Origin of the sequence: Streptomyces sp. NPDC091209, assembly GCF_044757755.1 — a bacterium.
Lineage (GTDB): Bacteria > Actinomycetota > Actinomycetes > Streptomycetales > Streptomycetaceae > Streptomyces.
In genome coordinates, this window is the sequence record NZ_JBIVVR010000006.1 from 245,767 (window position 1) to 271,518 (window position 25,752).

24 protein-coding genes are annotated in these 25,752 nt (G+C 71.1%); 20 read left to right on the forward strand and 4 right to left on the reverse strand.

The genetic code is table 11. From position 1 onward, the window contains the following. Positions 1–53: 53 nt before the first annotated feature. The 5 genes from ACIQRL_RS19370 to ACIQRL_RS19390 all read left to right on the forward strand — a co-directional run bounded on the left by ACIQRL_RS19370 (position 54) and on the right by ACIQRL_RS19390 (position 5,190). Entirely contained in the window at positions 54–1,382 is a 1,329-nt protein-coding gene (locus ACIQRL_RS19370) for a sugar kinase (protein WP_401332766.1), read from the forward strand. Then, a complete protein-coding gene (locus tag ACIQRL_RS19375; protein ID WP_401332768.1) occupies positions 1,379–2,146 on the forward strand; it encodes an IclR family transcriptional regulator in 768 nt (255 codons plus the stop codon). Before ACIQRL_RS19370 ends, ACIQRL_RS19375 begins: the two co-directional genes overlap by 4 nt. A 7-nt stretch (positions 2,147–2,153) precedes the next feature. Next, the gene (locus ACIQRL_RS19380; protein WP_401332769.1) at positions 2,154–2,564 is read left to right on the forward strand and encodes a RidA family protein; all 411 of its coding nucleotides are present in this window, start codon (positions 2,154–2,156) and stop codon (positions 2,562–2,564) included. Positions 2,565–2,733: 169 nt separating this feature from the next. Continuing rightward, positions 2,734–4,275, forward strand: coding sequence for a GntP family permease (locus ACIQRL_RS19385; protein ID WP_401332771.1), 1,542 nt, complete (start codon positions 2,734–2,736; stop codon positions 4,273–4,275). Positions 4,276–4,431: 156 nt separating this feature from the next. Continuing rightward, complete coding sequence (locus tag ACIQRL_RS19390; protein ID WP_401332773.1) at positions 4,432–5,190, forward strand: hypothetical protein; 759 nt, start codon at positions 4,432–4,434, stop codon at positions 5,188–5,190. A gap of 80 nt (positions 5,191–5,270) precedes the next feature. On the opposite strand, the gene ACIQRL_RS19395 is transcribed toward ACIQRL_RS19390, so the two are convergent. After that, positions 5,271–6,638: a M14 family metallopeptidase gene (locus ACIQRL_RS19395; protein ID WP_401332775.1), complete on the reverse strand. Its 1,368-nt coding sequence runs from the start codon at positions 6,636–6,638 to the stop codon at positions 5,271–5,273. A 336-nt stretch (positions 6,639–6,974) separates the two neighbouring features. Continuing rightward, entirely contained in the window at positions 6,975–8,663 is a 1,689-nt protein-coding gene (locus ACIQRL_RS19400; RefSeq protein ID WP_401333365.1) for a chitinase, read from the reverse strand. A gap of 375 nt (positions 8,664–9,038) precedes the next feature. Here ACIQRL_RS19400 and ACIQRL_RS19405 point away from each other — a divergent pair, with 375 nt between their 5' ends. The 14 genes from ACIQRL_RS19405 to ACIQRL_RS19470 all read left to right on the forward strand — a co-directional run bounded on the left by ACIQRL_RS19405 (position 9,039) and on the right by ACIQRL_RS19470 (position 22,429). Next, complete coding sequence (locus ACIQRL_RS19405; protein WP_401332777.1) at positions 9,039–9,920, forward strand: hypothetical protein; 882 nt, start codon at positions 9,039–9,041, stop codon at positions 9,918–9,920. 173 nt (positions 9,921–10,093) lie between these two features. After that, the gene (cpaB, locus tag ACIQRL_RS19410) at positions 10,094–10,807 is read left to right on the forward strand and encodes a Flp pilus assembly protein CpaB (protein ID WP_401332779.1); all 714 of its coding nucleotides are present in this window, start codon (positions 10,094–10,096) and stop codon (positions 10,805–10,807) included. Positions 10,808–11,365: 558 nt separating this feature from the next. Further along, entirely contained in the window at positions 11,366–12,985 is a 1,620-nt protein-coding gene (locus ACIQRL_RS19415) for a CpaE family protein (RefSeq protein WP_401332781.1), read from the forward strand. 440 nt (positions 12,986–13,425) lie between these two features. Next, complete coding sequence (locus tag ACIQRL_RS19420) at positions 13,426–13,740, forward strand: TadE/TadG family type IV pilus assembly protein (protein WP_401333367.1); 315 nt, start codon at positions 13,426–13,428, stop codon at positions 13,738–13,740. A gap of 18 nt (positions 13,741–13,758) precedes the next feature. Further along, positions 13,759–15,099, forward strand: coding sequence for a CpaF family protein (locus ACIQRL_RS19425; protein WP_401332783.1), 1,341 nt, complete (start codon positions 13,759–13,761; stop codon positions 15,097–15,099). A gap of 238 nt (positions 15,100–15,337) precedes the next feature. Then, positions 15,338–16,279, forward strand: a complete 942-nt coding sequence (locus ACIQRL_RS19430) for a type II secretion system F family protein (RefSeq protein WP_401332785.1) — start codon at positions 15,338–15,340, stop codon at positions 16,277–16,279. Positions 16,280–16,292: 13 nt separating this feature from the next. After that, positions 16,293–17,183: a DUF5936 domain-containing protein gene (locus ACIQRL_RS19435; RefSeq protein WP_401332786.1), complete on the forward strand. Its 891-nt coding sequence runs from the start codon at positions 16,293–16,295 to the stop codon at positions 17,181–17,183. Continuing rightward, the gene (locus tag ACIQRL_RS19440) at positions 17,183–18,565 is read left to right on the forward strand and encodes a sensor histidine kinase (protein ID WP_401332788.1); all 1,383 of its coding nucleotides are present in this window, start codon (positions 17,183–17,185) and stop codon (positions 18,563–18,565) included. The genes ACIQRL_RS19435 and ACIQRL_RS19440 overlap by 1 nt, the downstream gene beginning before the upstream one ends. Then, a complete protein-coding gene (locus ACIQRL_RS19445; RefSeq protein ID WP_401332790.1) occupies positions 18,558–19,289 on the forward strand; it encodes a response regulator in 732 nt (243 codons plus the stop codon). Before ACIQRL_RS19440 ends, ACIQRL_RS19445 begins: the two co-directional genes overlap by 8 nt. Before the next feature lie 117 nt (positions 19,290–19,406). Beyond that, a complete protein-coding gene (locus ACIQRL_RS19450; protein ID WP_401333370.1) occupies positions 19,407–19,592 on the forward strand; it encodes a hypothetical protein in 186 nt (61 codons plus the stop codon). After that, a complete protein-coding gene (locus tag ACIQRL_RS19455; RefSeq protein WP_401333372.1) occupies positions 19,589–20,197 on the forward strand; it encodes a pilus assembly protein TadG-related protein in 609 nt (202 codons plus the stop codon). Before ACIQRL_RS19450 ends, ACIQRL_RS19455 begins: the two co-directional genes overlap by 4 nt. A gap of 15 nt (positions 20,198–20,212) precedes the next feature. Then, positions 20,213–20,806: a hypothetical protein gene (locus ACIQRL_RS19460; protein ID WP_401332792.1), complete on the forward strand. Its 594-nt coding sequence runs from the start codon at positions 20,213–20,215 to the stop codon at positions 20,804–20,806. A gap of 3 nt (positions 20,807–20,809) precedes the next feature. Beyond that, positions 20,810–21,457, forward strand: a complete 648-nt coding sequence (locus tag ACIQRL_RS19465; RefSeq protein WP_401332794.1) for an OmpA family protein — start codon at positions 20,810–20,812, stop codon at positions 21,455–21,457. 96 nt (positions 21,458–21,553) lie between these two features. Continuing rightward, positions 21,554–22,429, forward strand: a complete 876-nt coding sequence (locus tag ACIQRL_RS19470) for an LLM class flavin-dependent oxidoreductase (RefSeq protein WP_401332796.1) — start codon at positions 21,554–21,556, stop codon at positions 22,427–22,429. A 336-nt stretch (positions 22,430–22,765) separates the two neighbouring features. Here ACIQRL_RS19470 and ACIQRL_RS19475 read toward each other — a convergent pair whose 3' ends face one another. Together ACIQRL_RS19475 and mgrA are read right to left on the reverse strand one after the other, a co-directional pair. After that, positions 22,766–23,110, reverse strand: coding sequence for a DUF192 domain-containing protein (locus ACIQRL_RS19475; RefSeq protein ID WP_401332798.1), 345 nt, complete (start codon positions 23,108–23,110; stop codon positions 22,766–22,768). Positions 23,111–23,517: 407 nt separating this feature from the next. After that, positions 23,518–24,555: an L-glyceraldehyde 3-phosphate reductase gene (mgrA, locus tag ACIQRL_RS19480; RefSeq protein WP_401332799.1), complete on the reverse strand. Its 1,038-nt coding sequence runs from the start codon at positions 24,553–24,555 to the stop codon at positions 23,518–23,520. A 144-nt stretch (positions 24,556–24,699) separates the two neighbouring features. Between mgrA and ACIQRL_RS19485 the strand changes: the two genes are divergently transcribed. Continuing rightward, positions 24,700–25,473: an isoprenyl transferase gene (locus ACIQRL_RS19485; RefSeq protein ID WP_261702254.1), complete on the forward strand. Its 774-nt coding sequence runs from the start codon at positions 24,700–24,702 to the stop codon at positions 25,471–25,473. The last annotated feature ends 279 nt before the right edge of the window (positions 25,474–25,752 follow it).

Below are 25,752 nucleotides of genomic sequence, written 5' to 3' on the forward strand. Positions count from 1 at the left end.
TCAACGGTGCCGTTCACCGCCGTCGGCCGCCAGAGCGAGGAGCCCCGACCGCCGTGACCAGCAACGGACCCGCAGGTGCCGCGTCCCCCGACGCCGACGCCGACATCGAGAGCGGCACCGGCACTGACACCGGCACCGTCGACGTGGTGGCGCTCGGCGAGTCCATGGTCACCTTTCTGCCCACCCGGGCAGGACGCCTCGCCGACGTGCCCTCCTTCGAGCGGGGCATCGGCGGTGCCGAGTCGAACGTGGCCTGCGTGCTCGCCCGCGCCGGTCACTCCGCGCGCTGGGTCGGCCGGGTCGGCGCCGACGGGTTCGGCGACCACCTGGTGGAGACGATCGCCGCGTACGGCGTCGACACCTCCGCCGTACACCGGGACCCCGACCGCCCGACCGGCGTCTACTTCCGCACCGCGGGCGACCGGGCGACCGACGCCCACGAAGTCGCCTACTACCGCGCCGGATCCGCCGCCTCGGCCATGACGGCCGGGAATGTGGACCTGGCCGCCGCCCGGTCCGGCCGCGTGCTGCACCTGTCCGGCATCACCGCCGCGCTGTCCGACGGCTGCCTGGCCCTGATGCGCGAACTGACCGCCCCCCGGCCCGGCCGCCCCCTCGTCTCCTTCGACGTCAACCACCGCCCGGGGCTGTGGCGCGACCCCGAAGGACCCCGCGTCCTGCTCGACCTCGCGCGCGGCGCCGACATCGTCTTCGTCGGGGCCGACGAGGCCCGCGAGGCCTGGGGACTGCGCGGGGCGCACGCGATCCGCGCCGCGCTGCCCGAACCGGACGTCCTGGTCGTCAAGTACGGCAAGGACGGAGCCGTCGTGTACGACAGGAACGCCGACGGCGGGACAACCGCCGCCGAGCGGGCGAGCGGCACGGCCGACGGGAGCGAGGGCACGGCCGAGGGGGCGAGCGGCACGGCCGACGGGAGCGAGGGCACGGCCGAGCGGGCGGGGGACACCGCCAACCGGAACGAGGGTGCGGCCGAGGGGGCGAAGGGCGCCGCCGACGGGCGCGAGGGCGCGGCCCGGGGGGCCCAGGACGACACCAGGAGGCCCGCGGACGCGGCGGGCACCGTCACCTTCGTCCGCGCCCTGCGGGTCGACGTCGTCGCGGCCGTCGGCGCCGGCGACGCCTTCGCCGCCGGATTCCTCTCCGCCACCCTGCGCGGCCTCCCCGTCCGCGACCGGTTGCGGCACGGCCACCTGATGGCCGCCGCCGCCCTCACCGTGCCCGGCGACCTCGCCGAGCCGCCCGCCCGGGGGCACGCCGACCGGCTGGCCGCTCTCGACGACCGTGCCTGGGAGACACTTCGTCTCGGCCCCGGCTGGACCGCAGCCGACGCACGGGCCGCGGAGGAGGAACGTACGCCATGAGCCAGACCGTCGACCGAGCGCTGAGCATCCTGCCGCTGCTCGCCGAGGGCCCCGCCGACCTCGGACAGGTCGCCGACCGCCTCGGCGTCCACAAGTCCACGGCGCTCCGCCTGCTGCGCACCCTGCACGAACACGGTCTGGTGTACCGCCAGTCCGACCAGCGCTACCGGCTCGGCGCCCGCCTGTTCGCCCTCGCCCAGGAGGCCGTCGAGAACCTCGACGTCCGCGAGATCGCCCACCCCCACCTCGTCCGCCTCAACGAGAGCTGCGGACACACCGTCCACCTCGCCGTGCACGAGGAGAACGAGGTGCTCTACATCGACAAGGTGGAGAGCCGCTACCCGGTGCGCATGTACTCGCGGATCGGCAAACCCGTCGCCATCACCGTCGCCGCGGTCGCCAAACTGCTCCTCGCCGACCTGCCCGAGGCCGAGCGCCGCGCCGTCGCCGACAAGCTCGACTACCCCATGTACACGGCCCGTTCGACCCCCAACGCCCCCGCCTTCCTCAAGGAGCTGGCGGCGGTACGCGAACAGGGCTGGGCCACCGACCTCGGCGGCCACGAGGAATCCATCAACTGCGTCGCCGCCCCCGTCCGGGGCGCCGACGGACGCGTCGCCGCCGCCATGTCGGTCTCCGCGCCCAACGTCGTCGTCACCGCCGAGGAACTCCTCACCCTGCTCCCGCTGGTGCGCCGTACGGCGGACGCCATCAGCCGCGACTACTCCGGCAAGGCCCCCACGAAGGACGATTCCAAGGAATGAGCACCGCATGACCGACAAGACCGCCCTCACCCCCTCGACCCACACCACCCCGCCCGCGAGGTTCTCGCACGGTGTGCGGAAGGGGAACATCCTCCAGGTCGCCGGCCAGGTCGGCTTCCTGCCCGCCGAGGAGGGCAGGCCCCCGACGCCCGCGGGACCGACCCTGCGCGAGCAGACCCTCCAGACCCTCGCCAACGTCAAGGCCATCCTCGAAGAGGGCGGAGCCGGCTGGGACGACGCGATGATGATCCGCGTCTACCTCACGGACACCGGCCACTTCGCCGAGATGAACGAGATCTACAACCAGTACTTCGAGGAGCAGGGCCTCACCGCGCCCCCCGCCGCCCGCACGACGGTCTACGTCGGACTGCCGGCCGGACTCCTCGTCGAGATCGACGTGCTCGCCGTTCTCGGCTGACGTCGCCCGTGCGGGCCCCTGCCCGCACACCGCTCCTCCGGGCCCACGCCCGAGCAACTCCCGCACCGCGTACGACGTCACGGTGCGGCACCCGCAGAACCCGGGGTGCCGCACCGCGATCCGCCCTGCCCGAAAGCTCCATGGACCCACGAAAACGAGGCCCCCCGCCATGTCGTCGTATCCGCTCGCCGCGACAGCCCCATCCCCGGAGACACCACCGCACACCGGTGGTCTCCTGCTCCTCATCGACGGCACGGCCGGACTGCTCACGGTCGCCGCCCTCGGGATCGCGCTCCTCCTCTTCCTGATCATCAAGGTCAGGCTCCAGCCGTTCGTCGCCCTGCTCGCCGTCTCCATAGCCGTCGGCCTGTCCGCCGGACTCTCGGTCACGGAGCTGTTCGGCACGGTCCAGCGGTCCACCGCGGTATCGGTCGTCGAGACCGGCATGGGCGGCATCCTCGGCCATGTCGCGATCATCATCGGCCTCGGCACGATGCTCGGCGCGATCCTCGAAGTCAGCGGCGGCGCCGAGGTGTTGGCCTCCCGGCTGCTCAACCTCTTCGGGGAGAAGCGGGCCCCGCTCGCCATGGGCCTGACCGGCCTGATCTTCGGCATCCCGGTCTTCTTCGACGTCGGCATCTTCGTCCTCGCGCCGCTCGTCTACGCCGCCGCCAAGCGCTCCGGCAAGTCGATCCTGCTCTACTGCCTGCCGCTGCTCGCCGGCCTGTCGATGACCCACGCCTTCCTGCCCCCGCACCCCGGCCCGGTCGCCGCCGCGGGGCTGCTGCACGTCCAGCTCGGCTGGGTCATCCTCATGGGCATCGTCTGCGGCATCCCCGCCGTACTGGCCGCCTGGGTCTACGCCGCCTGGATCGGCAAGCGGATCTTCGTCCCCGTACCGCAGGACATGGTCGAGGCGGCGGCCGAGGCCAAGCGGGCCGTCGTCGCCGAACAGCGGGGTACGGGTGGCTCCTTGCCGGGTGGGCCCGACAGTCCGCAGGACGGGGCGGAGCCGACCGGGAAGCCGGTGCCGGACGAGAAGCCGGTGCCGCTCGGCACGGTCCTCGGCATCATCGGTACGCCCCTGGTGCTGATCCTCGCGGCGACCTTCTCCTCGGTCGCCCTCGACCCCTCCACTCTCCGCTCGGTCATCGAGTTCTTCGGCAGCCCCTTCGTCGCCCTCACGATCGCCCTGCTCCTCGCCTACTACCTGCTCGGCATCCGGCGCGGCTGGTCCCGCAAGTCCCTGGAAACCGTGTCGACTTCGTCCCTCAAGCCGGTCGGCAACATCCTGCTGGTGGTCGGCGCCGGCGGCGTCTTCGGTGCCGTGCTGAAGGCCAGCGGAGTCGCCCAGGCCCTCTCGGACACCTTCAACGACGTCGGCCTCCCGGTGATCGTCCTGGCCTATCTGATCTCGCTGGTCCTGCGGGTCGCCCAGGGCTCGGCGACGGTCGCGATCGTCACCACGGCGGGCATCGTCGCGCCGCTGCTCGTCGAGGGCCACCACTCGCAGGCCTTCGTCGCCCTGGTCATCATGGCGATCTCGGCGGGCTCCATCTTCGCCTCGCACGTCAACGACGGCGGCTTCTGGATGGTGGCCAAGTACTTCGGCATCAGCGAGCGCGACACCCTCAGGACCTGGACCGTCCTGGAGTCGGTGCTGTCCGTCGCGGGGTTCGCCGTGGCCGCCGTGGTCAGCGTCTTCGTGTAGGCGTGGCAGACGTCGTCGTACGGCCGCGGCCGGCGTCCGCGTACAGCGGCCGTCGGCCGCTTCGTACGGCCGAGATGAGTCTCTTCGTGTAACAGAGGCATAGCTAAGTCGGGGCTGGCTGTGTCCGACACAGGATCTTCGACCATACTTCCCGCTGTGGAGCAGCGCATAGGTTCGAAGAGCCAGCCCCTGGACGCCGCCGCGGTGAACCCGGCGTACATCCCCGGGCTTACGTCACCCGTGCCGGCGGAGCCGAAGGACGCGGTCGTGGAGACCGAGGAGGCCGCCGCCGAGGGGACCGTCTCCGAGGAGACGGTCTCCGACGACGCGGCGTCCGACGAGGCGCCCGCCGCCGAGACCCCGAAGGAGTCCGTGCCCGAAGAGGAGACCGACTCCGAGGACGAGACCGGTTCCGGGACGGAGACGGAGTCCGGGACCGCCCCGGAAACCGGCCCCGCCCCCGACGGTCCCGTCTTCGAGGCCTCCGACCGGCGTGCCTCGATCACGGCCGACCACAGCGGCGTACGGCTGCGCCTGGACGACCAGGAGGCCGAGTTCCGCTGGGACGAGATCGGCGCCGTCGAGACGGAGTCGCCGCGCTTCGGCAAGCGGTTCACCATCACGGTGCACACGCCGGAGCGCCGCTGGTATCCGATAGAGATCGAGGCGAACGCCCGGGCACGCTTCAAGGAGTGGGAGGAGCAGCTCGACGCCGTCCTGGACGCCTACTTCGAGGACGGTGAGGACGCCGAGGCCACCGCGGTCGTCGAGTCCACGGAGTCCACCGAGGATGCCGACGACGTCACGTCCGTCGCCGCACCCGAGGCGGCGGAGGAGTCCGAGTCGGCCGAGAAGACGGACGAGGCCGAGGCCGAGGACGCGAACACGGTCGGGAGCAAGGCCGAAAAGCCGTAAGCGGTACGGTGATCCGCGCGCCCGGTCACGAAGGGCGCGCGGATCACCGGCCGGAGCGGCCGGATGGGCCGGTGTGGCGCCTAGGCGCAGTACTGCGCCGCCTTGCCGATGGACCGGTACATGCAGTCGGCGTTCTCCAGAAGTTGGAGCACCGCGTCCCGGTTGCGGGACGTCTCCCGCTCGATGACCTCGTCGGGCGGATAGAAGCCGCCGCCTGAGCTGGACGTCGGGTACATCTCGAAGGTGTAGTCGAAGATCTTCTGGGCGCCCCAGAGATAGTCGTCGATCGAGCCGTCCGTGATGTACAGATCACTGTCCTGTTCGGCCGTGTACCCGTTGCTGGCGGCCATCTTCTGACCGACGGCCTTGAACGCGGCGGCGTCGTCCGCCGTCATCCCGGTGGCCGTGTCGGAGGTGGTGTACCCGAACGGCCACAGCACGAGTTCGCTGTAGGTGTGGAAGTCGATCCCGGCGGTGATCTGCTGCTTGCCGCCGACGACCCGGCCGCGCACGAAGTCGGAGACCACCTTCACCTCGGGCGCCGACTCGGCCGACGTGCCGCGGTAGGTCTCGGAGGACGGGGAGCCCGAAGAGCCGCCGCAGCAGCCGAACTTGTAGTTCCAGTTGCGGTTCAGGTCCGTACCGACGTACGAGGAGCCGGAGTTGGGCTGGCGGTTCTTGCGCCAGGAGCGGTAGGAGCCGCTCGCGATGTCGTACTCGCCGCCGTCCGGGTTGAGGTCCGGGATGATCCAGATCTCGCGGTTGTTCACCATGTTGGTGACCCGGGAGTCGCTGCCGTAACCGGCCCCGAGCTCGCGCAGCAGATACAGCGCCATCTCCACCGTGAGGTGCTCGCGGGCGTGCTGGTGGAAGGTGAGCAGGACCTCGGGCTCGCTCTCGTCGGTCGCGACGTTGTCGCTGACCTTGATGGCGACGATGTCCCGGCCCTGGTACGACTTGCCGATCACCTTCTTGCTCATGATGCTCGGGTAGGCCGCGAGCCGCTGGTCGATCTCCGCGTTCATCTCCGCGTAGTTGTGGTACTTCGCGTCCGCCGTCGGGAAGTCGAACAGGCGTACGTCGCCGGCGGCGGAGCGGTCGGGCGCCGCGCCCAGCGGTGTGACGTCGTAGCCCTGCCGGCGCAGCGCGGCGATCTGGTCCGCGCGGCCCGAGACGACGACGGTCTCCCGGTCGGCCTCGTCCACGGTGACCCCCGACCGCTGGATCTCGGTACGGGACGCGGGGGTCGAGCTCTGGTGGATCTCGTACTGCCTGACGTCGTCGGGCGAGGGTCGAAGGGCCCTGGCCCCGCTCGCGGTGGCGTCGGTGGCGGTGGCGGTCAGGGGAGCCGCGAGGGCGAGCGCGGCGAGGACGGCGAGGACGGCGGAGCGTCGGCCGCCGCTGCTCCTGCCGTCGGCGCGTGCGTTGCCGCGTGGGCGAAATCGCATGGTGTCTCCTTGTTTCTCCGGTAATCCCGGGATCTCCGGAATTGTGGGGGAGTGGAGCTGGGGAGTGGCTCAAGGTGACGTGTCTGGTGCGGGTGTGGCGCTCATGGTGAGGGTTCTGGCATGAGCAGGTCAATGGACGACAAAGAGACGTCGGCGGGAATCGGCCGCGCCGGACGGCGCCGAACCCGCCCCCGCCGGGCGGCGTCGAGCCCGCCCCCCGCCGGACGGCGTCGGCCGCGTCCGCCGTGCGCAACGGCACCGGCCCCGCTCGCCGCGACTGCGGCGAGCGGGGCCGGGAGGGGCACCGCCGGGGAAGGGGGAAGGAGGCGGTGGGGACTACAGGGAGTGCACGTGCGGACCGACCGCGTTCGACCAGGCGTTGCCGGCCGAGGCGTCCCAGTTCGTCGACCAGGTCATCGCGCCGCGCAGCGCCGGGTAGGCCTTGGAGGGCTTGAACGAACCGCAGTTGGTGAGCTTGGTCAGGCAGTCGAGGGCGTTGTTCACGATGGTCGGGGAGACATAGCCGCTGCCCGCGCCGCTCGTGGAGGCGGGGAGGCCGAGGCCGACCTGGGACGCGTCGAGGCCGCCCTGGAGCTGGATGCAGGCGAGCGCCGTCAGGAAGTCGACCGAGCCCTGCGAGTAGACCTTGCCGTCGCAGCCGAGCATCGAACCGCTGTTGTAGTACTGCATGTTGACGACGGTGAGGATGTCCTTGATGTTCAGCGCGGTCTGGAAGTACGAGTTCGACGTGGACTGCATGTCGATCGTCTGCGGGGCCATGGTGATGACCAGGGACGCACCCGCCTTCGCGGACAGGGACCGCAGCGCCTGCGACATGTAGGTCGCGTTGAGGCCGTTCTCCAGGTCGATGTCGACGCCGTCGAAGCCGTACGTCTGCATCAGGGAGTAGACGGAGTTGGCGAAGTTCGCGGCCGACGTCGAGTCGCTCACCGAGATGGTGCCGTTCTGGCCGCCGATGGAGATGATGACCTTCTTGCCGGCGGCCTGCTTGGCCTTGATGTCGGCCTTGAACTGGTCGACGGTGTAGCCGCCGAGGCCGGCCGAGTCGAGGGTGAAGCTCACCGCGCCCGGCGTGCTGGTGGCGTCGGCGAAGGCGACGGCGATGATGTCGTACTGCGACTGCACGGCGGAGATCTTCTGCACGGTCGCGCCGTTGTTGAAGTTCTGCCAGTAGCCCGTCACGGCATGTGCCGGCACGGTCCCGCCGCCCCCGCCGCCGCCCGAGGGTGCGGTCGTCGTCCCGGTGACCGCCGACGACTTCGCCGACTCACCGGCCGCGTTGGTCGCCGAGACCTGGAAGGAGTACGCCGTGGACGCGGCGAGCCCCGATACGGTCGCGGAGGTTCCGGTCACCGCCTGGACCTTGGAGCCGCCCTGGTAGACGTTGTAGCCGGTCGCGCCCGACACCGCGTTCCAGGCCAGGGAGACGGACGAGGAGGTCGTGCCGGACACGGCGAGGCCCGCCGGGGTGGCCGGGACCGTCGGGGCGGGGTCGCCGCCACCGCCGCCGTCCGGGCCGAACACCGAGAAGTCGTCCGCGAAGTAGGCGGGCTGGCCGTACCAGCCGTGCGTCCAGACCGCCACCGACGTCGTCGAGGCGCCGGTGGTGAAGGTGGTCGTGAGCTGCGTCCAGGTGGTGTTGGGCGTCCAGGTCGACACGTCCGTCGTCCCCGTGCCGGTCACCCCGAGGTAGGTGTAGGACCCCTGCACCCAGGCGCTGAGTGTGTACGTCGAACTGGGCTTCACGGCGACGGTCTGGGAGCACTGGGCGAAGTCCTGCCCCGCGGGCGTGGCCTTCAGCGCAGCCGAGCCGCCGTGCACCGGCGAGGAGACGGTCGTGCCACTGCCCGCCGAACAGGTCCAGTTGCTGAGGCCGGACTCGAAGCCGGCGTTCTTGACGTTGTTGACGTCGGCGGCCCGGGCCTGGCCGGCCAGGCCGGTGAGCGAGAGAACGGACGCGGTGACGGCGGCGGCGAGTGCTCCCGCCCATCTCCGCCCGGGCATACGGATGACGCGGTCCACTGGGTCCTCCAGGGAGAGGTGGGGGAGGGGGAACGGAACGGTGGCCACCGTCGGTGGGTACAAGTTGGTCCAGACCAATCGGGTTGTCAAGTCCTGTGACTTCTCAACACCCTTGCGGGAGACTTCAGTTGTCCGGCCCGGCTTACTCTGCGTTGATCACGTCCGCACCTTCGGTGAGATGATCTCGGAGATTCGGTGTTGAGCGGGCCATGCCGTGGATATGGTGCTGATGCAAGAGGACGTCACAGTGACGATCTGCGGCCGTATGCGTGGTCGTCCGTGATGCTCCATGGCGATAAAGGGGCGATCTGAGGCGGTGGTTGACCACCCCGCCGCAGCGAACGGGGTGTGTGCAGCGTGCCGACCGCGATAGCCGTCACCAGTCCCGATCTGGTGCTCCCACCGCACGACCGGCAGACCCCGCCGGCGGTCGTCCAGCCGCTCGGCACCCTGGAGAGCTCCCTCGCCGGGATGCACGCGCTCATCGAACAGCACGGGTACGTCATCTCCCTCTACCCGTCCTCCGCCGAGAGCGCCGTCACGCACCGGCTGCACACCGTCCGCTCCGTCCTGGAGAGCGACCGCATCGCGTTGCTCGGCATCGACCTGCCACCGCTCGGAATCGCCCTGCTGGCGCAGCAGTTGCGCCAGCTCTCCGTCTGCGACTTCAGCCCCGGTGTGCTCGCCTCCGCCGCCCGGCTGCTCGCCCACTACATCTACGCGGGCGCTCTGCTCGGCTCGGTCGCCAAGCTCGACCGGGTCCCGGTCTCCCTGAAGTCCCACGCCAAGTCATGGGTGCCGGGCGCCCAGTTCGCCGTACTCGCCAATCCGCGGCCCGAGCTGATCAGGGTCGGCCAGGACGAGCTGCCCGGACCGGAGTTCGGCACCCGGCTGCTCTCGGCCGCGGGCCAGCCGCCCTCCGACTGGGTGACCTCGACCCTCGCGCCCGCCTGGCAGGTCCAGGGCGTGGCGACCGTCCCGCTGCCCGAGGAATCGGTCCGCTGGTGGGGGACGTCACGACTCGTCGAGTTCGCCGCCGGGCTGTACGACGTCTCCGTCCTCTACCAGCTCGTCTCGTCCGTCCGGCGGGACGAGTGCCGCTGGTGCGGCCTCGAACTCATCGGTGACCGCTGCGGGTTCTGCGCCGCCCCGCTCACACCGTCTTCCGCACAGGAGCTTCCGGCCACCGTTGTCCGGGCAGCCTCTTCGGTACGCGCTCTGCCCCGAGGCGCCACATAGGCCCCCTCGGTCACATCTGAACAGCACACCAGGCACGACCGCTCGGCCCCGCCGTCCCCGTAGATCGAGGTTGTCCGGAACATGCTGCATCACCCCGGAGGTCACCCCCCGGATCCCCGGCAGGAACGACAGCTCGGTCCACTCCCCGGTACCGCCCCACGAGGTGAGATTCAGTGAACTCGCGCCAGCGCCGCGGCGTCATCCTGCTGGTCCTCTCGGTCCTGTGCGCCTTCGGCGCCTTCGCCGGGGTCCTGTCGGTGATCCGCGACGTGAACTCCAAGGTCGGCCCGGAGGTCACGGCGTACCGCCTGAAGAACGACATCGCGCCCTACAAGGAGCTGTCGGCCGACCAGTTCGAGAAGGTCTCGATGCCCGAGCGGTGGCTGTCGTCCACCGCCGTCACCGACCTCTCCCGGATCCGCGGGAAGATCGCCGTCACCAAGCTGGAGAAGGGCTCCCTGCTGCAGGCCGACATGATCGTGGCCAAGCCCCGACTGGCCGCCGGGCAGCAGGAGATCGCGATCATGATCGACGCCTCGACCGGTGTCGCGGGCAAGATCGACCCCGGCTCGAAGGTCAACATCTACGCCACCTTCAAGGCCGCGAACGACAAGAGCAAGGACCAGTCCAAGGTGATCGTCGCGAACGCCCGGGTCATCGACGTCGGCAAGCTCACCGCCCTCGAAGCGGACCAGTCCAGCTCCGACCGGCGCAACAGCGCCACCCAGGCCGTCCCGATCACCTTCGCGCTCGACACCGCCGACGCCCAACGCGTCGCGTACGCCGAGTCGTTCGCCCAGCACGTCCGGCTCGCCCTGGTCGCGGGCGGCTCCGACACGATCGTGGCACCCGGCGACCGTACGTACACCCTCGACGAGGACAAGTAGGAGGCCGCGCATGAGGTCCATGCCCACGGGGCGGTGCGGAGGGTCGCGTACGAGGCCGACGCGCACGGGTCCGGACCGACGGCCGGCGGCGTCGCCGCACCGGACACACGACGGACGGGACCGACGATCGGCCGCGCAGCGGCGTCCCGGGGTGCCGCACCGAGGCCCCGACGCGGGTCGGACCGGCGGGGTGCCGGGCCGGGGGCCCGGGGTGCGGCGGCAGGTTCCCGAGGTGCCGGCCGAGGGGTCCGGCGTGCGCGGAACCCGGGGGACGTTCGGCCGAGGCCCCGGTGTGCGGCAGGCCGGGGGGTTGCCGGGCCGGTGGTCCGGGGAGTGGCGACAGGTTGGCGGGGTGCCGGGCCGGGGGCCCCGCGTTTGGCGGGCCGACGAGTTGCGGGGCCGGTGGTTCGGTCTGCGGTGGGCCGACCGGTTGCGGGGCCGATGGTCAGGTCAGCGGCAGGCCGTCGGGTTGCGGGGCCGGTGGTTCGGTCTGCGGTGGGCCGACCGGTTGCGGGGCCGATGGTTCGGGGTGCGGCACGTGAGTGAGGGGCTTCGGCGATGACCATCCGTATCCTTCCCGCCGTCGGCGACATCGACTCGGCCCGCGCGCTCACCACCCTGCTGAGCCAGCTCGCCGACACCGAACCCGCCCCGCCCGTACCCGACTCGACGGCCCTCCTCGACACCCTCGCGCGGCTCGCCGCGGACTCCCTCGACGAGCTCCCCGAAGTGGTCCTGGTCCATGAACGCATAGGCCCCGTACCGGCGTTGGACCTCATCCGCGACCTGGTGATGCGCTTCCCCGCGGTCGGCGTCGTCCTCATCACCGCCGACACCGGCAACAGTGTCCTCACCGCCGCGATGGACTCCGGCGCCCGCGGCATCATCGGCCTGCCCCTCGGCTACGACGCCCTCGCCGAACGCGTCCAGGCCGCCGCCGCGTGGTCCGCCGGCATGCGCCGCCACCTGCACAGCGGCGCGCCCGAGCTGTACGCGGGCCCCGGCGGCACCGTCATCACGGTGACCGGCGCGAAGGGCGGCGTCGGCGCCACCGTCACCGCGGTCCAACTCGCCCTCGCCGCACGGGCGTCAGGACACAACGTGGCGCTGCTCGACCTCGACCTCCAGTCCGGGGACGTGGCCTCGTACCTCGACGTGCAGTTCCGCCGGTCGGTGGCCGACCTGGCGGCCATCACCGACATCAACCCGCGCGTCCTCCAGGACGCCGTCTACACCCACGACAGCGGCCTCGCCCTGCTGCTGGCCCCCGCCGAGGGCGAACGCGGCGAGGAGGTCACCGACCGCGTGGCCCGCCAGGTCCTCGGCGCGCTCCGCTCCCGCCACGACGTGGTGATCGTCGACTGCGGCTCCCAGATGAACTCCGCCACCGCGGCCGCCGTCGAGATGGCCGACCGGGCGCTGCTCCTCGTCACCCCCGACGTCATCGCCGTACGCGCCGCCAAACGCATGGTCCGTATGTGGGACCGCCTCCAGATCCGCAAGGCGGAGGAGACCACGACGGTCGTGAACCGCTTCGCCCGCGGTACGGAGATCCAGCCGTCCCTCGTCGAACGCGTCACGGGCACCAAGGTCGCCCGCTCCGCGGTCCCGGCCGCCTTCAAGGAGCTCCAGTCGGTCGTCGACGCGGGGCGGCTGCAGGACCTGGACGCCCGCTCGACCGTCAAGCAGGCACTGTGGGCGCTCGCCGCCGAGCTGGGACTCGTGGTCCCCCAGGAAGGCGGGGGCGGCGGCAGGCGCCGTAAGGCCTCCGCGTCGGACCGGGGCGCGCTCTCGCTGCGGCGCCGGGGCGGTGACCGGGGAGCCGTCACCCTCGAATTCGCCGGGATGTTCCCGCTGTTGCTCGTCGTCATGACGATCCTGTGGCAGTGCGTGCTGTACGGCTACTCGTACTCGCTGGCGGGGAACGCGGCGGACGAGGCGGCACGGGCCGCCACCGCGGCGTACGCGGTGCACGGTGACGTCCCGGGCGCGTGCGCGGCCGCCGGGAGCAAGCATCTGCCGAGCTCCTGGAAGGGCGCGGGCATCGACTGCGGCCCGGCGGGCCCGGTCATGAAGGCCACCGTCGATGTCGACGTCCCGCTGTTCTTCCCGGGCTTCAACGCCGGCTTCCACGTACGGGGCACGGCGGGCGCGGCACTGGAGGGGGACACCGGATGAACACGCACCTCCGACGCGGCTCACACCCTCCGCACGAGGTCGGCCGCCCGAACCGGCCCGGCACCGCGAGCGGTCACCGCGCCACGACCGGACCGTGTGCCACGAGCGACCTCCGCGCCACGGCCGGGGCCCGGGTCTCGACCGGGCCCGGTGCCGGGACCGGGCAGCGCGCCGCCGCCCGGTCCCACCCCGCCACCCGGCTCCGCGGGTTCGCCCGACTCCGCGCCACGGCCGGAAGCCGCGCCACGGCCGGAAGCCGCGCCACGGCCGGAAGCCGCGCCACGGCCGGAAGCCGCGCCACGGCCGGAAGCCGCGCCACGGCTCGGCTCCGTGCCGCGGTCCGGCTCCGTGCCACGGCCAGACCCCGCGCCGCAGTCAGGCTTCGCCCGGCCGGTGGGTTCCGCGCGGCGCGTCGGCTCCGGGGGGACCGGGGTGTCTCCATCCTGGAGTTCGTGGGGTTCCTGCCCATCCTGCTGATGATCGGGATGGCGACCATCCAGCTCGGTCTCATCGGGTACGGCATCAACCAGGCCGGTTCCGGGGCGCGGGCCGCCGCGCGGGTCGCCTCGCAGGGCGGCGACGGCAGGGCGGCGGGACAGGCCGCCGTGAGCGGATGGCTCAACCCACGGGTCCCGCCGCCCGCAAAGGGCCCCGACCTCACCACCGCGACGGTCACGGTCCACGTCCCCGGCGTCATCCCCCTCTTCCCCGGCTACGACCTGACCCGCCGCGCCACCATGCCCACCGACGACTGACCGGGAGGAGCCGACACCATGAGCCTGCGTTCCCGAATCGCCGCCCCCGACGAGGGGGGACCCGCCCGCGAGGACGGCCACCTCGTCGCCGTCTACCGGGCCAAACTCCTCGAAGAGATCGACCTCGCCGAGATGTCCAGCCTGGCGGCGGCCGAACGCCGTATCCGGCTCGAACGCGTCCTCGGCCACATCATCAGCCGCGAGGGCCCGGTCCTCTCCACCGCCGAACGCTCCCAGCTGATCCGCCGGGTGGTCGACGAGGCCCTCGGGCTCGGCGTCCTCGAACCGCTCCTCGCCGACGCGTCGATCACCGAGATCATGGTCAACGGCCCGGACTCGATCTTCGTGGAGCGAGCCGGCCGCGTGGAACAGCTTCCGCTGCGCTTCGCGTCCAACGAGCAGCTCATGCAGACCATCGAACGCATCGTCTCGACGGTCAACCGCCGCGTCGACGAGTCCAACCCGATGGTCGACGCCCGCCTGCCCACCGGCGAGCGCGTCAACGTCATCATCCCGCCGCTCGCCCTGACCGGCCCCACCCTCACGATCCGCCGCTTCCCCCGCGCCTACACGCTCTCGGAGCTGATCGGCCTCGGCTCCCTCGACGAGCAGACGCTCATGCTGCTCGCCGCCTTCGTCCGGGCCCGCTTCAACGTCATCGTCAGCGGCGGCACCGGCAGCGGGAAGACCACCCTGCTGAACGCGCTCTCCGGACTGATCCCGTCCCACGAGCGCATCATCACCATCGAGGACTCCGCCGAACTCCAGCTCCAGCAGGAGCACGTCATCCGCCTCGAATCGCGCCCGCCGAACGTGGAGGGCAAGGGCCAGATCACCATCCGCGACCTGGTCCGCAACTCGCTGCGCATGCGCCCCGACCGCATCATCGTCGGTGAGGTCCGCGGCGGCGAGACCCTCGACATGCTCCAGGCCATGTCGACCGGCCACGACGGCTCGCTCGCCACCGTCCACGCGAACTCGGCCGAGGACGCCCTCATGCGCCTGCAGACACTCGGTTCGATGTCCGAGGTCCAGATCCCCTTCGAGGCGCTGAAGGACCAGATCAACTCCGCCGTCGAGGTCGTCGTCCAGCTCTCCCGGCACGCCGACGGCTCCCGCAAGGTCACGGAGGTCGCGCTGCTCGTCTCGCACGGCCGCGAACAGTTCCGCGTCACCCCCGTCACCCGCTTCGTGCCCCGCCCGGTCGGCCCCGACCGCGTCGTCCGGGGCCACTTCGAGCATCTCCCGCTCCCGCGCTCGGTCGCGGAGAAGCTGTACGTCGCCAACGAGCCGCTGCCGCCCGCCTTCGGCGTCACCGAGGCCATCGACGTACTCAACACAAGGCAGGCCATCGGATGACGCCCCCCACTTCAGAGGCCTCCACTTCAGGGGCTTCCGCTTCAGAGGCCCCCAGTTCAGAGGCCTCCACTTCAGAGACCTCCGCCTCAGACGTCTCCACCCCCGAGGCCTCCACCCCCGAGGCCTCCACCCCCGTGGCACCCACCTTCGTGGCCCCCACCTTCGAGGACTCCCCCTCGGATCCCTTCACCTCCGAGGCGGCCACCTCCGAGCCCCCCACCTCCGAACGGAGGCAGCCATGAACGACCCCGTCCTCCTCGCCCTCGGCGGGACGCTCCTGGGCGGCACGCTCGCCGTCGCGGGCGTGCACTCCTACGCCTCGGGCCGCGCCCAGCGCCGGGACCTCGTCGACCGCCTCTCCGGCGGCGGCCCGCTGCGCACGGCCGGCGGCCGGGTCCGCCGCTTCGCGGCCGTCGACCGCCGGCTGCGCCGCACCCGCCTGGGCCGAACGATCCATCTGCGTCTGACGGCCACCGGACTCGACCTCACGGCGGGGGAGTTCTTCAGCTATGTCGCCGTCGTGGTCGTCGCGCTGTGGCTCATCGCGGCCGCGACGCTCGCCCCGTTCTTCGGCCCGATCGCCGCCGTCCTCGGCGTGTGGAGCGCGGTCGTCTTCCTCAACTGGCAGCGCCAGAAGCGCATCGAGGCATTCATCAGCCAACTCCCGGACGTGGCACGCCTGCTGGCGAACGCGACGGCGGCCGGCCTCGCCCTGCGCACGGCGCTCGCCATGGCGGCGGAAGAGCTGGAGGCTCCGGCTGGCGAGGAACTCGCGCATGTGGCGGACCAGTTGATGCTGGGGCGCACCATCGACGACGCCCTCGGCGAACTGTCCGAGCGGCTGCCCTCCCGCGAGCTGATCGTCCTCGTCACCACCCTCGTGCTCGCCAACAAGGCGGGCGGCTCCGTCGTCAGCTCCCTGCGCAACCTCACCCAGACCCTGGAGGACAGGAAGGAGACCCGCCGCGAGGTCCGCACGATGCTCTCCGAGGTCAACGCGACCGCCTTCACGGTTCCCTTCCTCGGCATCGGCTCGCTGGTCCTGATCAACTCCTCGAACGAGGGAGCCCTCGCCCGCGTCACCGGCTCCCCGCTCGGCCAGGGCCTGGTCCTGCTCGCCCTCGGCCTCTACACCGTGGGCTTCTTCGTCATCCGCCGGCTCGGCAAGATCGAAGTCTGAGGGAGGGATCACGTTGCTGCCGCTGCTGCTCGCCGTCCTCATGGGCGCGGCCGTCGCGGGCGTCCTCCTGGGCGTCCGGATGATCCGCGCCGACGTCAAACTCCCCAGCGACCTCCAGCTCGCCCTGGAGGTCGGCGGTACCCGCGTCTCCGTGGCGGACTCGGCCGTCGACCGCCTCGGCATGCGCTTCGCGCCGACCGTCCTGCGCCTGATGGGCCCCCGGCGCGTGGACGCCAAGCGCCGCCGCATCGACATGGCGGGCAACCCCGGCGGTCTGACGCTGAACCGCTACGCGGCCCGCCGCGCGGTGTACGGCGTCTTCGGCGTCGTGCTCGGCCTGGTCTTCCTCTCCAACGGCCAGCTCCTCTTCGCCGCGCTCACGCTGGCCTTCGGCCTGGTCGCCGCGGACGCCCTCATCTGGCAGGCCGTCCGGGAGCGCAAGGAGGTCATCGACCGCACCCTGCCCGACTTCCTCGACGTCCTCGCGGTCGTCGTCTCCGCGGGCCTCGGCTTCCGCCAGGCCCTGGACCGCGTCGCGGAGAAGTACGAGGGGCCCTGGGCGGACGAACTGCGCATCACCCTGCGCCAGATGGACATGGGCGTCAGCCGCCGCCAGGCCTTCGACGAGCTCCGCAGGCGCAACTCCTCCGAGCAGGTCGCCCAGTTCGTCTCGGCCCTCCAGCAGGGCGAGGAACTCGGCTCCCCGATCGCCGAGACCCTCATCCAGCTCGCCACGGACATGCGCCGCACCGACGCCCAGAACGCCCGCCGCCGGGCCGCCAAGACCATCCCCAAGGCCACCATGGTCACCCTCGTCTTCATGCTCCCTGCCACGATGATCCTCATCGCGACGGGCATGTTCCTGGGCTCGGGGACGAACTTCGGCTCGATCCTGGGGCGCTGATGAACGCCTTCCGGAGCAGCCGAGGTCCCACGGGCCAAGGGAGCCGACGGTGGTCCTGGTCCTCCCTGTCCGCGCGAAGCCGCGAACGGGGCACCGGCTACCTCGCAGACGACGCCCCCGCCCCCGGCGGCATCCGCCTCCAGCTCAACGCCCTCCAGGCCCTGTGCCGTCAGGCCTTCGCGGTCCGCCTCGCGGCCATCGCGATCGGCGCCCCCTTCGCGATGTCGAACGCCACCGACGGCCTCCCGCGCTACGCCGTCCTCGCCGCGGCCGTCCTCGGCGTCATGGGCTCCTACGCCATGCTCCGGGACTGGGACCGCTTCGGCCCCCGTCTCCTCGCCCACCCGACCCTGATGGCCCTCGACCTCACCTTCGGCGCGGTGCTGCTCCTGACCGCGTCCCCGGCCTCCCCGCTCGCCTACGCCACGGTCTGCACCCCGCTCCTCTCGGGCCTGCTCTACGGCTGGCGCGGCGCGGGCGTCTTCACCGGTTTCCAGCTCGTCGTCCTGCTCACGGTGTTCAGGGCCTGGGAGCACCGCCCGGGCGCGGGCGCCAACACCCTCCTCATCGCGGGCTTCTGTGTCGGCGCCGGCATCATCGGCGTCACCCTGCGCAACCTGATGTTCCGCTTCGGCACAGCGAGTCAGGCCCTGTCCGAGGCGACCAGCAGGCTGGCCGTCGCGGAGGCCGTGGAGTCCGAACGGGCCCGCCTGGCACGGGAGATGCACGACTCGGTGGCCAAGACGCTGTACGGCCTCGCCCTCGCGGCGGAGGCCCTGGCCGCCTCGGCGGACGGCGCGAACCCGGGGGCGCTCAAACGCCAGGCGACGGTCGTCGCCGACGCGGCGCGCCTCGCCGCCGCGGAGTCCCGCACCCTTCTGTCGGACCTGCGGCGGCACACCGACCTGACCGACCCGGACACCGAGCTCCTGCCCGAACTCCGTTTCATGACAGCCGACTTCGAGGCCCGCACCGGTCTCGCCGCCGTCGTACGGCACCGGGGGGCGGACCCGGTCCTTCCCAGCACCGCCGCTCACCATGTCCTCGCGGTCGTCTCCGAATCCCTGGAGAACGCCCACCGCCACGCGGGCGCGAGCACGGTGACGGTCGAACTCGACGTATCGGCACACGAGTTCTCGCTGCGCGTACGGGACGACGGGACGGGACTGCCGACGCCCGCGAGCCCCGCCGCACTCGCCGCCTGGACGAGATCCGGCCATTTCGGTCTGCTCGGCATGACCGAACGGGCCGCCTGCGTCGGCGGCCACCTCGCGCTGGACCGATCTCCGCGAGGGGGCACCGAGGTCCGGCTGACCCTCCCGTTCCCGTCGGCCGCCCTTCTCTCTCCCCCCACTCCCCAAGAGGAGGCCGCACATGCCTGACCAGGCAGTTTCCGGGCCGCCCCTGCGTGTCCTCGTCGCCGACGACAACCCGGTCGTACGGGCCGGCCTGACCGCGCTGCTGGACGCGCATCCCGACCTCGCCGTCGTCGCGGCGGCCCGGGACGGCGCGGAGGCAGTGGCCCGCGCCGCCCGCCTCGTCCCGGACGTCGTCCTGCTCGACGTCCGCATGCCCGGCACCGACGGCCTCACCGCGCTGCCCGAACTGTGCCGGATCGCCCCGGTCATGATGCTGACATACAGCCGCGAACCGGAGGTCGTGGCGGAAGCCCTGCGCCGAGGCGCGTCCGGCTATCTCGTCCATGGCGAGTTCACGGCGGCCGAACTGATTGCCGCCGTGCGGGATGTTCGCCACGGGCGCCCGACTGTCCCGGATTCACTCGGACTTTCACACCAACCGACCTCTTCCTCTTCGCAGCTGCAATCAACTGTGGCACAGTCGTCGGAGGCCAGGCCCGTACCAACGGCGGGACTTCACCGTCATGCCGTCCATCAGCCGGATTTCGGCCTGAGTTCAAGGGAGGTGGAGGTGATGGACCTCATCGCGGCCGGCATGAACAACCGGCAGATCGCCGCCACCTGCTTCATCGCCGAGAAGACCGTCAAGAACCACATCAATCGCATCTTCGCGAAGCTGCACAGTTCTTCGCGCAGCGAAGCCATCGCCCACTGGCTGGGCACCGCCCACGGGGGGTGGAGCCGATGACTCCCCAGCCGAGAAGTTGGGCCCCTGGGCCCACCCGGAGTAGGCATCACCTCACGTACGGTGCTCGGGTCGTTAGTGGAGTCGGCCGGGAGGGCAGTCCTGATGAACAGGTTCACCATGTGGACGCGAACGGTGATCTCCCGGACGCGGGGCACGAACCGGGACGCGGGAGCGGGGTTCGTGGAGTACGCGGGGTTGATGATCCTCATTGCGGGGATCTTCACCATGATCCACGGCCTGGGGCTGGACGGCGTGATCTCGGGAGCGATCATGACTGCGGTCAAAAGCGTCACCGGTGCCTGACCGGCCCACGCTCGCGCGATGACCGGGGGCAGACCCTCCCCATCTACATCTGGCTGACGGGGATTCTGCTCTTCGCCGCGTTCGCCTTCTTCGCCTTCGCCCAAGCAGCGTCCGCCCGGAATGGAGCTCAATCCGCGGCGGACGCTGCTGCGTTGGCGGCCGCGCAGGACTCCCGCGACGAGTTGATGGCGGGCTTGACGGGAGCCGTCGGCACGGACGACCACTGGCTGGACTGGCTCAACGGCGACAAGTTCCAAGGCGCGGGGGCATCCGCCGCGGCCGACCGGCTGGCCGCAGAGAACGACGCGACGGTGCAAGGCGGTGCCCAGCCCGCCGTCGTGAACGGCTTCCCCGGCTATCGCGTGGCGATCGAGACCCGCTACACGGTGGGCAACTCGATCATCCCGGGCACGGAGAACATCCACGCCAAAGCCCAGGCGACGGCGGTCATCCAGCCTCGCTGCACCTTCGCCGCCGACGCGGATCCCAAGAAGCTCGTGGAGTTGGACTGTGGCGGGCGCATTGTGGACATCGATCCCGGACATTTCAATTCGGACGACCTTCCCGACGCGTCCGTGCTGTTCTCTGTGCATCTGGCCGAGTGAGAGGAAGCCGTACCGATGGACTTTCGGCACACCAGGCAAGGCCGTACGGCGCTGAGCGCGGTGGCGATCACGGCTGGGCTGCTCCTCACGGTGGTCGGTTGTGGCGGCGGAGGCGGCGGAACGTCCGACAAGGGGGCCTCGTCCCCTTCGGCTCCCGCCAGGAGCAGCAACGGCGGCGCCAAGACGGAATCTCAGACGCCCCAGGCCGATGCGGTGCTCGCCGAGGTCAAGGGCGAGAACGGCTTGGTGCTCGACGTCACCTCTGCCAAGCGTGATGCCGGTGGTTTCGTGACGGTCGAGGGAACGGTCACGAACAACACGGACACGATCTGGGTCGCGGCTGATTGGCGCGGTGACGAGAAGGAGTTGGCGAGGAACGGCGGATCCATCGCCGGCGCCAGCCTGATCGATCAGAAGGGCAAGAAGAAGTACCTCATCCTCCGGGACACTTCCGGCCGCTGTCTGTGCACGCAGTTCACCGGTGGCGTCGACGCCGGCAAGTCGGCCGACTGGTTCGCCCAGTTCCCCGCACCCCCCGCGGACACCACCGCCGTCGACTTCCAGGTCGGGTCCATGCCACCCGCCTCCATCGAGATCTCCGAGGGCTGAGCCATGGCCCTCCCGACCCGCGGCGCCGCGACGACGTTCACGGCCCTCGCCGTGCTGATCACCCTCGGACTTCCGGGTCCCGCGCACGCGGACGGCGGCGACCCCAGCGCACCGCCCGGCAGTGTCACCACCCCTTCGCCCCCCGAAGTCGACGCGACCAGCCCGGGGCTCAAGCTCGCCGACGGGGCGACGCTGGCGCCCGCCAAGGTGCTGGACATCAAGTCGGTCGTGGAGGACCTGGGCGGTGAGGAGCGCCGGACGGACACCAACTCGGACGTGACGTTCGCGCTCCAGGCGGAGGTCCTCTTCCCCAAGGACAGCTCGAAACTGAACCCGGACTCCCAGTCCCGTATCCAGGCGATCGCGGACGAGATCAAGGCCCAGCACGCGACGACCGTCCGCGTCTTCGGATTCACCGACAACCTCGGCTCGTACGCGCACGGTCTGGTCCTCTCCAAGAACCGTGCGGAACAGGTGCACGACGAGCTGGCCGCCGCGCTCGGTTCCGCGGAGTCGGCCATCACCTTCGAGGTGCGCGGCTACAGCGAGGACTACCCGATCGCCGACAACACCTCGGAACAGGGCCGCCGCAAGAACCGCCGCGTGGAGGTGACCTTCCCGCGGGGCCCGGTGAACGGGAACAGCGCCTGACGCGCGCGTCACCTTCACAGTGCCTCCGCCGGCACGTCCGACCCCGATGACGCGTAAGCGGTTGTCCGTGCCGGACGACCTGGGTAGGAAGGCCGCATGACCTCACTAGGAGTTGTCTTCCGGCCCCAACTTCCCCCCGAGCGGCTGCGTGCCCTGGCGTGCGCGGCGGAGGAGGCGGGTCTCGAGGAACTGTGGCTGTGGGAGGACTGCTTCCTCGAAGGGGGCATCTCCGCCGCCGCGGCCGCACTCGCCTGGACCGAGCGCCTGCGGGTGGGAGTGGGACTGCTGCCCGTCCCGCTGCGGAACGTCGCCGTGACGGCGATGGAGGCCGCCACCCTGCACCGGCTGTTCCCCGGGCGGGCGGTCCTCGCGGTCGGCCACGGCGTCCAGGAATGGATGGGACAGGTCGGGGCGCGGGCCGAGTCGCCCGTGACGTTGCTGCGGGAGCACCTCGACGCGCTGCGCGCCCTGTTGCGCGGCGAGCGGCTGACGACCGACGGGCGGTACGTGAAGCTCGACGGCGTCGCCCTCGACTGGCCGCCCGCCGAGGCGCCCGAGGTCCTCACCGGCGCCACCGGGCCCCGTACGCTCCGCCTCGCCGGCGAGGCCGCGGACGGTACCGTCCTCACCGCCTCGACCACCGTCGACGGGGTGCGACGGGCCCGGCGGCTCATCGACGAGGGACGGAAGGCGGCCGGACGGACGGCCGGGCACCACCGCGTGGTCGTCTATCTGCACACCGCCACCGGGTCCGACGCCGCCGCCCGGCTGCGTGCCGAGATCGAGGCCGACGGCGAGGACCCCGCCCCGGACCGCGGTGTCGCGGGCGACGCGGACGCCGTCGCCAAGGCCGTCCAGCGGCTCGCGGACGCCGGCGCCGACACCGTGGTTCTCCAGCCCACCGCCGACGAGCCGGACCCCGAGGGCTTCGTCCGCTTCGCGGCCGAACAGGTGCGCCCACGGGTCCCCTAGCCGCCACGAGAACGGGCCGGACGACCCCGGTGCCGAGGCGGCGCCCCGCGGCCGGACGGCCTGATCGACGCCCGCCTGAGCAGATTGACCGAAAACATCCCGTTGAGGCGTGCTCGGCGTGAGATGTCCGTCCGGATGACGGACGCGGACTCGGCCGCGCACCGCGCGGCGCGCACCACGTCCCCGCGGGTTTCCACATCGTTATCGAGCGTGTGTCGCCAGGAATGTTTGGCTCGCGTAAGTTCGGACCAAGGTAATTCGCGTGAGCAAAGCTGCGCGTGTGGCACCGCGCAGAGGAGGGGGCTGCGCGGTGCTGCCTTGCCCGGTGACGTGCTGTCAGTCGTCCTGGACCGTGATCCGCGCCCCGCGCCGCACTCCCCAGCGCAGCATCGCCCCGGCCTCCGCCTCCAGGACCTGCCGGGCCCGCGGCCGCGGCAGCCCCAGCCGCCCCGGACGCATCGTGCGCACCGCCAGGACCCGCGACGACCGGTCCAGATAGGCGACGTCGATCGCGAACCGCATCCCCAGGGTGTGCACCGAGTTCGCCGGTGTCAGCAGCAGCGCGCCCTCGATCCCCGGGCGGCCGAGCAGTCCGCGCCGCCGGGCGCGCGCCGTCGCGGCTACCTCCAGGGGCACCGGCTCGGCCGTCCCCTCGATCGTGTCCGTCGTGAACGTGGCCATGGGTGCGAAGTTAGCGGTCCGGTCAAGCGGGAGCGCGCCACGCGGATCACTCGCCCGGAGTACGTGGGGACAAGTCGGCGCCACGCCCCACAAGCATGCGCAGACCCATTGGATCTCTCCCGATCCTCCGCGATTCCCTTTGAATCAGCCGTGATTCGGCCATGATCACACCCGGAATCGATGGTTCCACGCTCATCGTGGCGTCGTCGGGCGACTCCGGAGAGTAGTTGTGGCACGCGGATGCACGCAGCATCACTTACGAAGGGTTATGGTGGAAACCCCCCCTCGGGCCGGTCCGTCTCCCCCCCACGGACCGGCCCGTTTTTTGTGCCCGCGGCGGCACGCCCGGCAGGCGCCCCCGTGCGCCCCCCGGCCGGCCCGCCTCGTGCGGCGGGGAATTCGGTGACTCAGCGCCGTTGGGCCCAGATGTTCGTGCCCTGTGTCGACACCGCGAACGTGTCGATCTCCCTCAGCTCCTCGTCGGTGAGCTTCGGCGCCGCCAGGGCCGCCATGTTCTCCTCCAGCTGCCGCACGCTGGAGGCGCCGATGAGCGCCGAGGTCATCCGCTCGTCACGCAGCACCCAGGTGAGCGCGAGCTGGGCGAGGGACTGGCCGCGCCGGGCCGCGATGTCGTTCAGCCCGTTCAGCCGGCGTACGACGTCCTCGCTCAGCAGGTCCGGGTCCAGCGACTTGCCCTGGGTGGCGCGCGAGCCCTCCGGGATGTCCTTGAGGTACTTGCCCGTCAGCAGACCCTGCGCGAGGGGAGCGAAGGAGATGCAGCCCATGCCGGCCGCCTCCAGCGTGTCGAGCAGGCCGTCGTCCTCGGTCCAGCGGTTGATCATCGAGTACGAGGGCTGGTGGATGAGCGGACGGACGCCCATCCCGGTGAGGATCCGGGCCGCCTCCGCCGTCTGCTCGCTGGTGTACGAGGAGACGCCGACGTACAGCGCCTTGCCCTGCTGGACGGCGGACGCGAGGGCGCCCATCGTCTCCTCCAGCGGGGTGTCCGGGTCGAAGCGGTGCGAGTAGAAGATGTCGACGTGGTCGACGCCCATCCGCCGCAGCGAGGCGTCAAGGGAGGACAATAGGTACTTGCGGGAGCCCCACTCGCCGTAGGGGCCGGGCCACATGTCGTAGCCCGCCTTGGTCGAGATGACCAGCTCGTCCCGGTAGGGGGCGAAGTCCTCCTTCAGCAGCCTGCCGAAGTTGATCTCCGCCGAGCCGGGCGGCGGCCCGTAGTTGTTGGCGAGGTCGAAGTGGGTGACGCCGAGATCGAAGGCGCGGCGCAGGATCGCGCGCTGGGAGTCCAGCGAGCGGTCGTCGCCGAAGTTGTGCCAGAGGCCGAGCGAGATCGCGGGCAGTCTGAGGCCGCTGCGGCCCGTACGCCGGTACTCCATCGAGTCGTACCGCTCCGTTGCGGCCCGGTACAGAGAGGGGTCGTTCATGGGGACGAACCTATGTCAGGGTGCACGGGTCCCTCGGCAGCTCCCACGTTTCGCGGGGGTAGGCTTCGCCCCGGGGGATCGTCATATGGACAGGGACTGTGCTCGGGCGCGGCTGTCCGATCCGCACGGAGGGGCTGACAACACGTGACCTTGCGCGACAACCTGCGCCGTCTGCTGGTCAGGTTCTATGCACGCAGGGTGGAAGGCCACCTCGACCACGACCAGGTGCCCAAGCACATCGGGGTCATCATGGACGGCAACCGGCGCTGGGCCAAGGCGGCGGGTTCCACCACCGCCCAGGGCCATCGGGCCGGAGCCGACAAGATCGGGGAATTCCTCGGCTGGTGCTCCGAGACCGATGTCGAGGTCGTCACCCTGTGGCTGCTGTCCACCGACAACTTCGACCGCCCGCAGGAGGAGCTCGGCCCGCTCCTCGGCATCATCGAGGGCGTCGTACGCACCCTGGCGGCCGACGGCCGCTGGCGGGTGCACCACGTCGGCACGCGGGACATCCTGCCCTCCCCGATGCAGTCGGCCCTCAAGGAGGCCGAGGAGGCCACCGCGCACGTCGAGGGCATAGTCGTCAACGTCGCCATCGGCTACGGCGGCCGCCAGGAGATCGCCGACGCCGTGCGCTCGATGATCCTCGACGCCGCCGACAAGGGCACCTCGATGGAGGACCTCGCGGACCGCGTCGACGTCGACCTCATCGGCAAGCACCTCTACACGGGCGCCCAGCCCGATCCCGACCTGGTGATCCGTACCAGCGGTGAACAGCGGCTGTCCGGATTCATGCTCTGGCAGACCGCGCACTCCGAGTACTACTTCTGCGAAGTCTTCTGGCCCGCCTTCCGCAAGGTCGACTTCCTTCGCGCCCTGCGTGACTACGCGGCGCGACACCGCCGTTACGGAGGCTGAATTCCGGGGTGTCCCGCGTTGCCCGGGGCACCCCGTGGGGACGTACGTCATCGGGAGTTAACGAACGCGCCGTCATATGCCGTGGCATGGCTTCGCTCGTTCGAGGGCATAAGCCTTGCAGGTCGACGCCCGAACCACGGGTGTCGTATCTCAGCGGACGGCTCGGGGCCGTCCGCCCGGGAGGCCCTTTGCACCAGCCCGACCGTGCGGTCAGTACGGACGAAGCGGAGGGCCGGTTTTCGGCCCGTGCATCGGTGCCGTCAACCGGTCCAGATCTCC

Coding starts and splice junctions, on each gene's coding strand:
- ACIQRL_RS19375 (WP_401332768.1), top strand. CDS start 1,379: ATGAGCCAGACCGTCGACCGAGCGCTGAGCATCCTGCCGCTGCTCGCC.
- ACIQRL_RS19380 (WP_401332769.1), top strand. CDS start 2,154: ATGACCGACAAGACCGCCCTCACCCCCTCGACCCACACCACCCCGCCC.
- ACIQRL_RS19385 (WP_401332771.1), top strand. CDS start 2,734: ATGTCGTCGTATCCGCTCGCCGCGACAGCCCCATCCCCGGAGACACCA.
- ACIQRL_RS19395 (WP_401332775.1), bottom strand. CDS start 6,638: ATGCGATTTCGCCCACGCGGCAACGCACGCGCCGACGGCAGGAGCAGC.
- ACIQRL_RS19400 (WP_401333365.1), bottom strand. CDS start 8,663: ATGCCCGGGCGGAGATGGGCGGGAGCACTCGCCGCCGCCGTCACCGCG.
- ACIQRL_RS19415 (WP_401332781.1), top strand. CDS start 11,366: ATGACCATCCGTATCCTTCCCGCCGTCGGCGACATCGACTCGGCCCGC.
- ACIQRL_RS19425 (WP_401332783.1), top strand. CDS start 13,759: ATGAGCCTGCGTTCCCGAATCGCCGCCCCCGACGAGGGGGGACCCGCC.
- ACIQRL_RS19430 (WP_401332785.1), top strand. CDS start 15,338: ATGAACGACCCCGTCCTCCTCGCCCTCGGCGGGACGCTCCTGGGCGGC.
- ACIQRL_RS19440 (WP_401332788.1), top strand. CDS start 17,183: ATGAACGCCTTCCGGAGCAGCCGAGGTCCCACGGGCCAAGGGAGCCGA.
- ACIQRL_RS19445 (WP_401332790.1), top strand. CDS start 18,558: ATGCCTGACCAGGCAGTTTCCGGGCCGCCCCTGCGTGTCCTCGTCGCC.
- ACIQRL_RS19450 (WP_401333370.1), top strand. CDS start 19,407: ATGTGGACGCGAACGGTGATCTCCCGGACGCGGGGCACGAACCGGGAC.
- ACIQRL_RS19460 (WP_401332792.1), top strand. CDS start 20,213: ATGGACTTTCGGCACACCAGGCAAGGCCGTACGGCGCTGAGCGCGGTG.
- ACIQRL_RS19465 (WP_401332794.1), top strand. CDS start 20,810: ATGGCCCTCCCGACCCGCGGCGCCGCGACGACGTTCACGGCCCTCGCC.
- ACIQRL_RS19470 (WP_401332796.1), top strand. CDS start 21,554: ATGACCTCACTAGGAGTTGTCTTCCGGCCCCAACTTCCCCCCGAGCGG.
- ACIQRL_RS19475 (WP_401332798.1), bottom strand. CDS start 23,110: ATGGCCACGTTCACGACGGACACGATCGAGGGGACGGCCGAGCCGGTG.
- mgrA (WP_401332799.1), bottom strand. CDS start 24,555: ATGAACGACCCCTCTCTGTACCGGGCCGCAACGGAGCGGTACGACTCG.